The 13,307-nt window shown below is 46.6% G+C and carries 11 protein-coding genes; 4 read left to right on the top strand and 7 right to left on the bottom strand.

Going from position 1 to position 13,307, the window contains the following annotated elements; all coding sequences use genetic code 11:
- Positions 1 to 35: 35 nt before the first annotated feature.
- From NAF29_RS11540 to NAF29_RS11530, 3 genes are all read right to left on the bottom strand, one after another.
- Positions 36 to 2,060 (bottom strand): Ig-like domain-containing protein, encoded by a 2,025-nt coding sequence (locus NAF29_RS11540; protein ID WP_251261717.1) that lies wholly within the window; start codon positions 2,058 to 2,060, stop codon positions 36 to 38.
- A gap of 153 nt (positions 2,061 to 2,213) precedes the next feature.
- Complete coding sequence (locus tag NAF29_RS11535) at positions 2,214 to 2,750, bottom strand: hypothetical protein (RefSeq protein ID WP_251261716.1); 537 nt, start codon at positions 2,748 to 2,750, stop codon at positions 2,214 to 2,216.
- Positions 2,750 to 4,768, bottom strand: a complete 2,019-nt coding sequence (locus NAF29_RS11530; protein ID WP_251261715.1) for a dockerin type I domain-containing protein — start codon at positions 4,766 to 4,768, stop codon at positions 2,750 to 2,752. Before NAF29_RS11530 ends, NAF29_RS11535 begins: the two co-directional genes overlap by 1 nt.
- Positions 4,769 to 5,149: 381 nt before the next feature.
- Here NAF29_RS11530 and NAF29_RS11525 point away from each other — a divergent pair, with 381 nt between their 5' ends.
- Positions 5,150 to 5,764, top strand: coding sequence for an NAD(P)H-dependent oxidoreductase (locus tag NAF29_RS11525; protein ID WP_251261714.1), 615 nt, complete (start codon positions 5,150 to 5,152; stop codon positions 5,762 to 5,764).
- On the top strand, positions 5,761 to 7,665 hold the full coding sequence (locus NAF29_RS11520) for a monovalent cation:proton antiporter-2 (CPA2) family protein (protein WP_251261713.1): 1,905 nt from the start codon (positions 5,761 to 5,763) through the stop codon (positions 7,663 to 7,665). The genes NAF29_RS11525 and NAF29_RS11520 overlap by 4 nt, the downstream gene beginning before the upstream one ends.
- Before the next feature lie 55 nt (positions 7,666 to 7,720).
- Here NAF29_RS11520 and NAF29_RS11515 read toward each other — a convergent pair whose 3' ends face one another.
- Together NAF29_RS11515 and NAF29_RS11510 are read right to left on the bottom strand one after the other, a co-directional pair.
- On the bottom strand, positions 7,721 to 8,416 hold the full coding sequence (locus tag NAF29_RS11515; protein WP_251261712.1) for a hypothetical protein: 696 nt from the start codon (positions 8,414 to 8,416) through the stop codon (positions 7,721 to 7,723).
- 148 nt (positions 8,417 to 8,564) lie between these two features.
- On the bottom strand, positions 8,565 to 9,977 hold the full coding sequence (locus NAF29_RS11510) for a sulfatase (RefSeq protein WP_251261711.1): 1,413 nt from the start codon (positions 9,975 to 9,977) through the stop codon (positions 8,565 to 8,567).
- A gap of 287 nt (positions 9,978 to 10,264) precedes the next feature.
- Here NAF29_RS11510 and NAF29_RS11505 point away from each other — a divergent pair, with 287 nt between their 5' ends.
- Positions 10,265 to 10,843 carry a mechanosensitive ion channel domain-containing protein gene (locus tag NAF29_RS11505; RefSeq protein ID WP_251261710.1) on the top strand — a complete coding sequence of 193 codons (579 nt, stop codon included), beginning with the start codon at positions 10,265 to 10,267 and terminating at the stop codon, positions 10,841 to 10,843.
- A gap of 80 nt (positions 10,844 to 10,923) precedes the next feature.
- On the opposite strand, the gene NAF29_RS11500 is transcribed toward NAF29_RS11505, so the two are convergent.
- Positions 10,924 to 11,784 carry a DMT family transporter gene (locus tag NAF29_RS11500; protein ID WP_251261709.1) on the bottom strand — a complete coding sequence of 287 codons (861 nt, stop codon included), beginning with the start codon at positions 11,782 to 11,784 and terminating at the stop codon, positions 10,924 to 10,926.
- 95 nt (positions 11,785 to 11,879) lie between these two features.
- Here NAF29_RS11500 and NAF29_RS11495 point away from each other — a divergent pair, with 95 nt between their 5' ends.
- Positions 11,880 to 12,785, top strand: coding sequence for a LysR family transcriptional regulator (locus NAF29_RS11495; protein ID WP_251261708.1), 906 nt, complete (start codon positions 11,880 to 11,882; stop codon positions 12,783 to 12,785).
- A 44-nt stretch (positions 12,786 to 12,829) separates the two neighbouring features.
- Here NAF29_RS11495 and NAF29_RS11490 read toward each other — a convergent pair whose 3' ends face one another.
- Positions 12,830 to 13,201, bottom strand: coding sequence for a hypothetical protein (locus tag NAF29_RS11490; protein WP_349665572.1), 372 nt, complete (start codon positions 13,199 to 13,201; stop codon positions 12,830 to 12,832).
- Positions 13,202 to 13,307 lie beyond the last annotated feature (106 nt).

Genomic DNA, 13,307 nt, shown 5'->3' with positions numbered 1-13,307 from the left:
CCTTTGAACAGCTAAGTTGGTTGAGAAAACCTGACTTACTGCTTGGTGATGCTGAAATCATCTCCCCAAGATTTAAAGGCTTTATTGCCGCTTGCGAAAATGATTTTCGCAGTCGTGTTATTTGAGCCGGTGGTAAAGGTTAAGCTCTTCTGCGTATAGGCGGTGGATGTAAATTTAATGGTTCTATTTGAGCCACCAAAATCTTTTGCCATCATTTGAACATTTTGACCTTTCGCAGATACTTTACCCCAGCCTTTGAGGGTATAAGTGGTATTAGGTTCAACTGCAATAATTTGCACTGCACCACCAGAACCATTCAAGTACACGGCCTTGCTGCCACTTTTAGCGTTGTTAGACACAACCGATACATTGCCCCAGCTTTTGTTCCAACGGTTCAGATTACCTGATTCAAAGCTGGCATCTTCAATACCGCTTTCAGCAGGAGGCGTTGTTGTATTGGCGGTGACCGTCACATTGGTAAAATCTGTAAATGTGCCATCATTTGTTGTGACTGTAACGCGAGTGGTTCCCTGCTTTTTTGCGGTGACTAGTCCTCCATTATTCACGCTCGCCACACGGGTGTCGTCAACGTAGTAGTACACCGACTTATCACTGGCATTAGAAGGGCTGACTGAGGCATTGAGTTGCTTCGTGCTGCCTACCGATAAACTCGTATTAGCGGGTGTAAGATTCACACCTGTTACTGATACATTGCCAGTGTTTGAGCCGGTGATTTTAATGTCGGCCACCGCGCTTTGCGCATAAATAATAGAACCATTCGATGACTTAAATACCGGAGCTAAGGCATAGAAATGACCCGACGGAAGCTGAGCTGTAGGTGTCACGCCCGATAAGTTAATGGTTAACTCAGTATCGCCTGCGTACTTTTTGGCATCGGTGGTTGTTGATGCATCGTTTACGCTTTTCACAACTCGCACTAAACCATTGGCATTTTTCTCGATTAGGTTGAGCGTAATACCATTGTAAGTGTCATTGCTGACGAAATAATCGCTGCCGCCATGATAAGACACGGTGACGTCCATCGAACCGGTATTTGAATATGACGTGCTTTGATATTGGTTGGGTTGCTCAATCCAAACGGATGGTTGCGCTTTCCATACCTTTACGTATTCCACCTGCATGCGCGCTTGATTTGGGAAGCCTGCAGAGACCACATTGTCAGGGTTTGGGTCGGCCCGTTGGCAAGCCGCATTGTATTTAATCAGCTGACGACGAAGCCCTTGCGAGAAAATCATATGCATGGGGCGGTGCCACCATTTGTTGACCTGTGAGCCGACTTCTTTGCCGTCGACATACCATGTGATGCGGTCAGGTCTGTTTTCAACCGCGTAGGTGTGAAAACCTAAGCGCGGATCAAATGGTGCTCGGTAATGCAGCAATTGATCTGGATTTTGCTTTGGACGCTTCCAAACAATTTGGCCATTTTCTTCAACACGGGCATGGAGGTTATGGTCCATGTCGAATTGGTCATCAACGTCAGTCGGTGAGCGCCAATCTGCTTGTTGTAATTCAACAATGTCGATTTCACTGTAGTCCACATATTGGCCGGGTTGATTGCGATCACCAAAAGGGTGTCCGTCACTGTAAAGCCAAAATGCAGGGCTCAAGCCCGGAAACATTTCTACGCCTTTAATTTTAGCCTCATAGAAACCATACACGCCTTCTGCTGAGGTGCGAACAGCGCCAGATTTGTAGAATAATTGGCGTTGTACAGTTTGAGAAGAACCACCCGCTACGCCGTCCCAACAGCTGTCTTGAAACGCCCGAGTATGGGTTTCTTGAGTGGTTTCAATTACCAGCCTGCCATTGCTAACGTATGCGTTGGATGGGTCGAATGTCCATGCGCCTACATTTAAACTGGCGGGGGCGTTTTGCCAAATACTCGGGTTGAGTGAACCACTTTCAAAATCATCACTTCGATTGCCTTGCTCTTGCCAGCGGACTTGGCCTGCAGTAGAGCCTGTAGGGCGAATGACTTCGGCGGTGACAGCCGTGCTCGCAAGAAGCAGTGCGGCGGCATTGAGATAGTTATTGGTCATTGTCTTCAGCCTGTGTGTTTTTGTGAATAGCCTCGATTGGGCCTTTGTTGTGTGTTTTTTTATTCCAAATGAAACGATGCCTCATTTCATTTGGAATAAAAAAAGGCGGCCCCCAACGAGCCGCAAAAATGGAACATGACTCAATGGTTTTTGTTATTTCAGGGGATGTTTTTTACGTGCAGCGCCAAGCATCATGAGCGACAAGCCAACAAGTGCCCATGCTGGTGGTTCTGGGATTTGCGTTTGTTCAATGGTGTTGCCATTTGCATCTTCGGCTGAGAAGTAGCCCAAACTCGCGCTTGGTATTGTGTTGGCCAGCGCAGAGAAGCTTGCGGTACCGAGTTTAAAGCTGCGAGAGAGTGCGTTGTCCCAACTGTCTGCAAACTCAACACTAATGGTCAGCGGAGCGGCTCCAAAGAAGTCGTATGCATCGGCGTAGAAACTGCTGTTGATCACCTCTGACGTGAAATCGAACTGCTCAAATAAGAGTTCGGTATCATTGAATTCCAAGTCAAAGTCGAGCCACATGATGTCTGGGTTCGCAGCGTTCACGAAGACATCCATTGCGACATTGTCGCCTGCAGCATAATCAGTTTGATCAAATTCAGTGCTGATGACAGACGCAGTTGCGCTGAATGATGAACATAGAATGAGTGCCAGTGGCGCCCAAGTATTAATATGATGACTCATTATTTCACTCCACAGCGGTTGCGAGTACAAAGTTTGGTGAGTTCCCGTACGTCTCGGCGATCGATGCGTTGATCACCATTTAAGTCGTATACAGGGTGCAGCTCCGTATGGCCTCGAAGGGCGTGGCTAAACGCTCGGATGTCCATCGAGTCAACATCTTTGTCGCCGTCTAAGTCGCCCAAAATGCCAACGCGAGCATCGAGAGGTAAGTGGTCGAGTGCGTCGTCAATACCGTCGTGATCGTCGTCTGTGTCGGTATTATTGCCAATCGAGTCGTCATCAGTGTCAACGGATTCTGCAGTGTTGAACGGAAATACATCGGTTGTGTCATCAACGTTATCGTTGTCGTCATCGTCATCAATGTTATTGCCGTCGAGGTCGCCATCATGGTCGGCCCACTCTGATGGGTCGAATGGGAATGCATCAGAATTATCGCCGTAGCCGTCGTCGTCTGAGTCCATGGTTTCGTTTTTGTCGTAAGGGAAGGCATCGTGTTCGTTGAGCACTTCATCGCCATCGAAGTCATCTTCAAAGCGATTTCGAACACCGTCACCGTCCATATCCCATGCTTTTTCTTCTGCCCAATCAGTTGCGGGTCGGCCATTTAACAACCGAGCGTCTTGTCGGTATAACACGAGGTTTTCATGCTCAAGTGGTAAGTATTGCGATGCCTGAATATCGGCTTGGCTAATGTCGTATTGCCAGCGCCCTAAGAAGCGAGAACCTGCATTTTCTGCACGATCGGAAGAAGCCATCAGCACCGGTGCCATGGGCTTGGTTTCGCGGCGTGCTCGGTCTTCGGTTGGTGACAGTGGTAAGTCGCTATAAATAGGGTTGGTGTTATTGCGGTTACCTGCTTCATGATCGGCCGCAGCCAAGGCTTGCAGTTGTTCTAGGTGACTATCCACAACGTAATATTGAGATGATGGACCTATATCTGCGCGTGTTTCGTCATAGGTTTGATCAAGTCGAATGACTCCGTCGATTTTAATGTCTTCAAAGCGCCCTCGTTGAAAGACTTTCGAGTCGCTGGAATTCGACATTACAGCAAAGGCGCTGTCGGTCGCAGTGATGTTGGTTGCGTGAACTTGCGAAATTATTTTTTGGTGTGACTTGAGGAAAAGCGCAGCCATACCGTCCGAGTTGTGAATATTGATCAGGCGAATTTCTTCAATGGTGCCGACTTGTTGACCTGCTCGGTTTAACCAGTCATTGGATTTTCCGCTGCCGGGCTCTAAGCGAATGGTAAGGCCGCCTTCGGCATCTAAATCTTTCATGTAAATGCGTTTGCCGCTGAAGGGCTGCACAAGAGCATAGCCTGTGTGCACTTGATCGGAACTGGCGTTTACAATTGCGCCCTTAAACGAGGTACGATCGTAGGTTAAATTGCCTTCTTCTTTGCGGTTGTCACTGTCGGCAACAATGAAAACGGATGGGAAGATCGTGTAGTAATCGTCAACATGGAAATGCGACAGTGCATAGTTGTACACGTAGCCCACACGGAATGGGATAGCATTTCTTTTTTTAACGGTTTTGTTGACGTTAATGGTGAACTTTTCACCCTGCACCATCGAAGTCACTTCGATATTCTGTTGGCGTTCAGGATAGTAAAAATTACTGGCTCCTCGGCCCATGTCAAACAGCACTTTTTCCATCATATCGATGGTGGCATTGGGGTCGACTTCAACTCGTACGTTATCTTTGAGTTCAATATGACCTAAGCGAAATTGCGCACCAACAAGCTGAACGACTCCTCCATTTACCTCTTGCGATGCTGCATCAATTGCCGCTTGTACCCGAGCCGTTTGCTCGGTCCAAGTTTCACCTGGTATCGCAGTAATGACTGTTGGGCTCGCATCGTTCACCAAGTTCACAAAGTATTCTTTGTCTTGGTCAATAATGGATTCTTGGTAGGCACCTGCAAGCGAGTCTGCTTGAACGGGGGCAGCAAGACCAGCGGCGCATAAAGAGACCGCCAATGCTAATTTACTGAGTGAGTGAATTGCCGTGATATGCATTTCTCTTCCGTAAACACTAAGTGGTTGTGCGTGTTGTTTTTATTCTGAATCTCCCTTGTTATTCCAGCGAGTATTCAGTCGTTGTTGGGGGCTAGTATGGAAGAGGGATGGGGTCTGATCAATTTAGTGTTGTTATTTTGTTAAAGGTGTCACATTAATAAAGGTATGACGTTTACTTTTGGTGTGAAGGATCACTTATTTCAATTCTAAGTTTGGTTTCGAGTCGCCTTAAAGAGCTGCTGTTATTGGGGCAGGTTGCGCATATAACCCTTTGTTTAGTGTGGTTTATTCTTTGAAGGCAGCGAAGCTTGTTAGAATAATTGGGCGGATACGCCTACAGTATAAGGTATTGCATGACTCTTTCAGCGTGGCCAGCCTTGTATGTCGAACCGAGTTCTTATTTTGTACGCACACCCTTCAACGCATCGTTCTGAGATTAATCGCCCTTTATTCGAGGCATCGTGCCAAGTGAATCATGTAACGGCGGTTGATTTATACGCCGAATACCCGTCTTTTAGAATTGATATAGACCTCGAACAGCAGCGTTTGCGTGATCATGATGTGATTTGTTTTATGTTTCCGCTTTACTGGTACTCGACACCCGCCATTCTCAAAGAGTGGCAAGATTTGGTGCTGGAATACGGATTTGCCTATGGCGCGGATGGACGTGAGTTGACGGGCAAAAAGTTTATCTGCGTGTTGAGTGCTGGCGGAGCCGAAAGTGCTTATCAAGCAAGTGGCCTGAACCGCTTTACCTTGCCCGAATTGCTGCAACCGTTAGAACAAACTGCAAACCTCACCGGCATGACGTACTTACCACCCTATGCTTTATTTGGGGCTCGTACTGCGAAAGAGGACGGAAAGTTGTCTGATCATGTGCTGGAGTGGCTGCTTTGGCTGGGTGAATTCTCAAAGCCAGATTTTAATTTCGATGCGCTTCGGCAATACGATTTGCTGAAACTGGCCCGTGATCATGTCATGGAGGTGACCCCGTGACCGGTTATTTACTTCATGCATTTGTGTATTTATGCGCAGCGGTGATCGCGGTGCCTATCGCCAAACGATTAGGCTTGGGTTCGGTGTTGGGTTACTTGGTTGCCGGTGTGGTGATAGGGCCTGTACTTGGTTTTGTAGGACAAGAAACTGCAACTATTCAGCATTTTGCTGAATTTGGCGTGGTCATGATGTTGTTCTTGGTGGGCTTAGAACTTGAGCCCAAAATGCTATGGGCAATGAAACATCGTCTGCTGGGGTTGGGCGGGTTACAAGTGACGCTCTCTACGCTGGTATTCAGCGGTTGCGCATTGTATTGGGGGATTGCTTGGCAAACTGCTGTGGCGATTGGCTTACTGTTGTCTTTGTCATCAACCGCCATCGTGTTGCAAACCTTTAATGAAAAAGGGCTGAGTAAAACCGACGGAGGACGAAGCTCATTTTCGGTACTGTTATTTCAAGATATTGCTGTGATTCCGATGTTGGCGGTGATTCCGTTATTGGCCATTCCTGAGCTGCTCGAAACCAGCCAACAAGTCGCGCAAGACTCGCACGGCGATTCTTTGAGTTTGGTGGCGCATTTAACCGGCTGGCATTATGCGCTCGTGGTGGTGGGAGCGATTGCAGCCATCATTGCTTCTGGGCGCTTTTTAAGCCGTCACTTATTCCATTTTATCGCCGCATCAGGCCTTCGAGAGGTGTTTACTGCGGCAGCCCTGATGTTGGTAATTGGTGTTGCGACTTTAATGGGCTTGATTGGTTTATCCCCCGCATTGGGTACTTTTTTGGCCGGAGTGGTGCTGGCAAACAGTGATTTCAGACATGAGCTAGAAGCCAACGTCGAGCCCTTTAAAGGTTTATTGCTTGGGCTATTTTTTATTACCGTAGGAGCGGGCATTCAATTTTCGGTGTTAGTGGATGAGTTTGCCATCGTCATTGGGATTACGCTTGCGGTGATCTCGATTAAAGCCGCTATTTTATTTGTGTTGGCACTGATATTTAAAGTGCGCTCAAGTGATGGTTGGCTATTGGCATTGAGCCTCTCTCAAGCGGGTGAGTTTGGTTTTGTGTTGATTAATTTTACCGTCGGAAATCATGTGCTGCCCCCAGAGTATGCGCAAATACTGTCGCTGGTGGTGGCGTTGTCTATGTTTCTAACACCCGGCTTATTTATTCTTTATGACCGCCTTATTTTGCCGCGATATCAGCAGCAATCGAATGCCGCTGAACAAGACGTTCCAGACAGTCAGGGTCAGGTGATTATTGCGGGCGTGGGACGTTTTGGGCAAATTGTGAATCGCTTGCTGGTGGCGAATGACATTCCAACAGTGGTGCTAGATGCTCAAGCTGGGCAGGTGGATTTACTCAGAAATATTAATATTAAAAGCTACTTTGGCGATGCCACACGCCCTGAGTTACTAGAAACTGTAGGGATTGATGAAGCGTCACTTTTTGTTGTGGCCATCGACAATAAGATTCAAGCTGTGGAATTGGTCACTTACCTTAAACATGCTCATCCTCATCTCAAGATTTTGGCTCGTGCCTTTGATCGCGGCCATAGCTATGAACTTGAACAAGCAGGGGCCGATGTCATTATTAGCGAAACCTATTATTCAGCACTTGCAGCGGGTGAAAAAGCCTTGTCGCTGAGCGGTATTCACCCGTTTAGGGCGCAGCACCTTGCGCAAAGTTTTGTTGAAATTGAGCAATCTCATCACCAAGAACTTTATGAGAGCTGGCAGCAAGGGCAAGTCAATGGTGAGACGTTTGCGCGCTACCGTGAGATATTTAAACAGCTGCAAGCGGCTCTGGACGAGGGCATGGAAGGTGATCGATTAGATGGGCACTCTGATTCGGAGCGCGGTTGGACGCCGCCGCCAAAAGGTTACATCGACAAATTGTAGGCGGCAGTGGATTGATGGTTTGAGAGGATGTTTACATACCCTTTTTAGCGCTTCATCAAATGGATTTATGGGCGCTAATTGCGTCAATATAAATACCTAGAGATGAATTGTGATTATCGCCGACCAGGGGCACTGCTTTATTTACGGTATAGAAAAATCGAAACCTAATTTCGTCAATTGGGCCATTGCTTGGATCAAGGTCTACCGAGTATTGGTTCCAATGGGGCGGAACCGAATAGCTCAGTCTAGTGGGTGGTTGCGGCGAGTAGGTCACGGTGCCATTGTTATAAATCACGACCAGTTCAAATAATACGCTGCCGTGACTCGATAATTCTGAAGCATATTTAAAGTTCACTTTGTCAATCGACGACCATTTGCTGTTACCTGTTAAATCTGGAGAGATTAAGTCAACGATGTAATAGCTGTTTAAGTCTTGGTGGGTGCAGCGCGCTTTGAGGCTGCCAAGATCGACGTAGATAGAGCCAAGGGCTGGGTTATTGGGAGCGAGGCTTTCAGCGGTGCTGCGTCTTAAAAAGTTTTGTAAACGTGTTTCGTCGCACGTTGATACTTGCGCGCCATTGGGCGCTATGCCGTTATCTTCAGTGATAGGTGTTTGGTCATCATAAATACCTGCAAGGGTAAAACCTGCAGTGCCTTCACTCTCATCATCAAATAAATATAAATCACTTAAACTACATGAGCTGAGTAGCAGTGCTGCCGTTATCCATAACGCTCTCTTAAATAGGTTCATATCGAAGTCCTCCAAGTTGACTTAGAACCTTAAGGGTAGAAGCTTTAATAGAGCTGTCTAATATTTGTACAGTTGAGCTTTGAGCCTGTGATGAATAAAAACAAAAAAGCCCTTCATGTAGTGAAGGGCAAAATGGAGAATTAAAGTGTTAGTCGAGCCGCTTCGGCACGCGATATTTGTCCATGCGGCTTACGTCATAGTGCTCGTATTTGCGCTTCAGCAACCAGCGTGGACGCTCAAGTGTGAGTTCCCACTCGAATAATTGTTTGAACATACGCTTGACGCGTTCAGGTTCTTTCGCGGCTAAGTCATTTTGCTCGCCAACGTCTTTGCTCAGGTCGAATAATTCTGCTGGGCGATCTGGGTGGCGCACTAGTTTCCAATCACCATCGCGGATCACGGCGCGAGTTTCTTTCTTCCAGAACATCAGTTGATGAGGGCGGTTTGAGTTCTTGCCCGTTAAGTGCGGAATAAGGTCAACTCCGTCCCAGTTTTCCTGCATTTCGATGCCACCGGCAGAGCGGTAAAATGTTGGCATTAAATCAAGTGTGCTGACAGGGTAGTTGTATTCACCGGGCTTGAGTTGGTCGGGCCATGTCATAAGAAATGGCACACGAATACCGCCTTCTAAAAAGTTCGATTTAGTCCCGGCAAGTGGGTAGTTGCTCGATCCATTTTTGTCCGATGGCCCTCCATTATCATTGGTAAACACGATGAGCGTGTTGTTTGATAAATTGTGCGCTTCGAGGTTATCGAGCACTCGTCCAATGGCTCGGTCCATTGCCCATGTCATTGCTGCAAGTGTTTTGCGCTCGCCTGTGAGTTCGGGAAATAAGGCCAGATCTTCAGGCAGTGCTTCCATTGGCGTATGCACCGCATTGAATGAAAGGTACACGAAGAAAGGATTGTCTTTGTTGCGGTTAATGAAGTCGATGGTTTCATCGGCCAACACATCGGTTAGGTAGGATTTAGGCTCTTCGTAGTGACCGAAACCGCGTTCAGTTTTCTTATCGAAGCTGGCTTCCATCGACATTAATTTGTTTTCATCGTTGTACTCGAAGTAGCTACGGTCGCCGCCTCTGAAGCCATAAAACTCATCAAATCCGCGTTTGAGGGGATGAAAACGGTCTGCATCACCGAGATGCCATTTGCCAAATACAGCGGTTTTGTAGCCTTGTTTCTTCAATGCATCTGCCAGCGTAGTCTCCTCAAGCGGCAAACCCATTTCTGCACCTTTAACGCCGGACACGGGGCTCATGTATCCTGGAATATTAATTTCTTCGTAACCAAAACGCTGTTGATAACGTCCGGTCATCAAGCCTGCGCGTGAAGGACCACATGTTGCGTCACTAACGTAACCTTGAGTAAACCGAACCCCCTTTTGTGCAAGGGTGTCCAAATTTGGAGTCTTGATTGACTGACTACCTTGAAACCCAAAATCTGCGAAACCAGCATCATCTGAGAAAATAAGAATAATGTTCGGCTGCTCAGCAGCTTTAACCGAAGTTGCAGCACACATGATTGCTGCAACGAGTCCGCCTAATAGCGATATCTTTTTCATGTCGTTCCTTCGTGGGTGTATCTCGATAAACGATGAATTGAATTCATATTACGGATATAAACATATGATGTTTGTTAAGGCAATGTGAAAACCTTTAAAATTAAAATTTTTGTGATATGTGTAATGCGATCTGAGGTTTTGCCTAAAATACATGTAGGCGCCCTAGGTCGTTCAGCTAAGGTCATCGATTACTTGAGTGGTGCCTCACATGGCAGTCGCTAGGTTTATATCGACGCTCGCTGTTACACTGGAAGGCTCACAATCCATCCCCAAGAGAATATGATTCGATGAGTATTTTGATTGTAGGTTTAATTTTACTCGCGCTTTACAGCAGCTTGCGCTTCGCCACATCGACCATCGATAAGTTGGGTTCTGCAAAGTCAGTGAGCGCTTATCGAATTAAGTACATTACTAAAACTGTAAGTTTGGCGTTGATGGTATTTTATGCCATTGTTTTATTGAGCTTTTTAGGGATTGAATACTCTCAAGTTTCGATATTTTTATCATCTATCTTTGCTGTGTTAGGTGTTGCGCTATTCGCTCAGTGGTCCATTTTGAGCAACATTACCGCGAGTTTAATTATCTTCTTTGGGTTTCCATACCGAGTGGGAGATAAGATCAAAGTAGTTGATAAAGATGATGATATTAGTGGTGTGATCGAAGAGATTGCTATGTTTCATGTGTTAATTCGGCGTGGCAATGAGCTGATCACATACCCCAACTCACTTATTTTACAGAAAGCAGTGGTGAAGCGTTCGGCTATTGAAGCTGTGGATGAGGCATCGAAGTCGGAGCAAGTGCTGGATGAATCGGATCTTTCGATTGAAGCGGAAGTGAGCGAATTGCTGTCCGACAATAAGAAATAGCAGATGGTTTTTGGCGCAAACCCTGACCTATGAAAAAGCCGAAACACATCCGAGTTTCGGCTTTTATATTGGCAGACTTACTAAGATTCGGAGTGAACCTTGTCTGACTTTCGCCGGGCGATAATTAGCATGGGCACAATGATCAATGCAGTGCCAACAACCATGAACCAGTCTGGTACTTCGTTGAACATGATAAGACCCACAGCCACGGCTCCTAATAGGCCACTGTATTCTGCGCTGGCAATTTTGTTGCTTTCAATTGACCGATACGCAATCACACACGTTGCTGCGTAAATCATAATAAAACTACTCGATCCCGCTGCCATTGGAAATACACTCCAATCCATAGGTGTCCCTTCCCACAACATGAGCGCAGCCGAAGCTGGAATTCCCACTAAATTTGTGAGCATGAGTGTTTGTGGTACGGTTTGGTGTGTGGGTAGTTTACGCACCAGCAAGTTGTTCATAGCTAATGTAAGCGCCACCACAAGCGCTGATATTGCTGCCCAATCAAGCTCCGATGGCCGGATGATCACAAGTACTCCAGCAAAGCCCAATACGGCTGCTGCACAGCTAGTTTTACTGAGCTTTTCTTTAAACAGTAACATCGCAAGTGGCAGCATCATCAAAGGGGCCGCGTAAAATATGGCGTTAGCCGTTGCTAATGGCATAGAACCAATTGCAACAACCATGAATACCGCACCTAAAAGCCAAATATGGCCGCGCAAAACATGCCATTTTAAACCTTCCCATAAGCTTTTTTTGCTCATGCTGAGGCAAAATGGAATAAGTATCAGAACGGCTGCCAATTGCCTGAAAAACACAAACTGAAATACCGCGACATCGTTGGCAACGACTTTAATTAACGCATCTGAAAATACCGCAATTACATTGCCGAGGATCAATAGCCCCATGGCAGAGCCAACTGTTAATTTTTTCATGAGAACCTCCTTCTGTATTTACGGTTTGAAGAATGATAAGTGATCTAATAGGATGAGGTTAAGTGATATATATATAATCAGTATGAGATATTTAGATGGTTAAGTTGCCTCCGCTTCGGGCGGTTCAGTACTTTGAATCCGTGGCCCGTTTAAATAGTTTTTCTAACGCAGCGCATGAGCTGAATGTGACTCAAAGTGCGGTGAGTCATCAGATTCGTTTGCTTGAGGAATATCTAGGTGAAGCGCTATTTATGCGACAGGGGCGGCTTCTTGAGCTCACTCAATTGGGTGAACACTATTTAGAGGAAGTTGGTCCGGCATTGGCTTCAATTTCTAAAGCCAGCCAACAGATGAGAGAAGGAACTAAGGGCCAGATTCGATTGGCTGTATATAGCTCACTGGCGGTGAAATGGTTGGTGCCTAAACTTGAAGATTGGCGGCGTCAGCATCCTGATATCGATTTGACCTTGAACATGGTGGCGGGCGATCCGGCACAAACCGACCAAGAAGGTGACTGTTTCATTACGGTTCAACCACCGGCTCGAAACTTTGTGTCTGAGTTGCTATTCAAAGAAGTGTTATACCCGGTATGCAGCCAGAAAATATGGCGTGAGATTGAAGGATTACCGTTGCCAGAGGCCATGTGGAACTATCCGTTGTTGTCGGCAAATTCTATTTTTGTGGAAAAGGGCGGAGATTGGATTCGTTGGGGCAAAGCCGGAAATGTCATCATTCCAAATGAAGTGGATATGCAACATTTTAGTCATGTGTTGCTCACCATAGAAGCGGCTCGCTATGATCAAGGCATCACATTAATTAATGATTATCAGCTGTCTGAGTCCGACCGTGAATTTGGCTTCAAACGTATTCCATCTCATGTGTTTGAAACCGGCGATAGTTTTCATTTCACCTATAAGAAAAGTCGGCAGAAACAAGCTGAGATGATTAAATTGTCGCGTTGGCTCAAGCAGTTGTGCGAAGACGTGGGAGATGTGCACTAGCATTACGAAGCCGCATTGCAACCAATACGGCTTCGCTACTACTCTTAAGATTCGCCGGTGTAGCGCGGTTTACCTTGCCAGAAGGTACAGAACGGACAATCGCCTCCGGCCATAAAGTCTACGCCCTCTTGGTGTGGGCAACCCACCACAGAGTCCGTTTGGGTGACGGTTTTGGCTTGAGCGCGCTCGATGATTTTCAAAATAGTGGTTTGCACAACTTCATCTTTGCGAATGTCTGAGCCTGTTGTAAAAGACTCAATTTGCGGCGCAGCACCTTCTTCTGCGACGAATTCTAAAACAACCTTAGTGGCTGTTTGATCATCAGGGCCGTAATAGGCAACTGCGATCAGGGGGTATCCTTGAAATCCTTTGCTGGTACGTTTGGCGATTCGTTTATTGGACTTATCGAGATGCATAGTTGTTGCTCTTCATATGAGGTGACTGAGACGATTCCCTGTGTGCTGCTGTTCAACAATACACTGAGGTTCAATCATGGCGGTGCCAACATAAAAAAGCCAGCAC

The organism is Echinimonas agarilytica (assembly GCF_023703465.1).
GTDB lineage: Bacteria > Pseudomonadota > Gammaproteobacteria > Enterobacterales > Neiellaceae > Echinimonas > Echinimonas agarilytica.
Note: the sequence above shows the minus strand (reverse complement) of the source record. Positions and strands in the feature narration are given on the sequence as shown.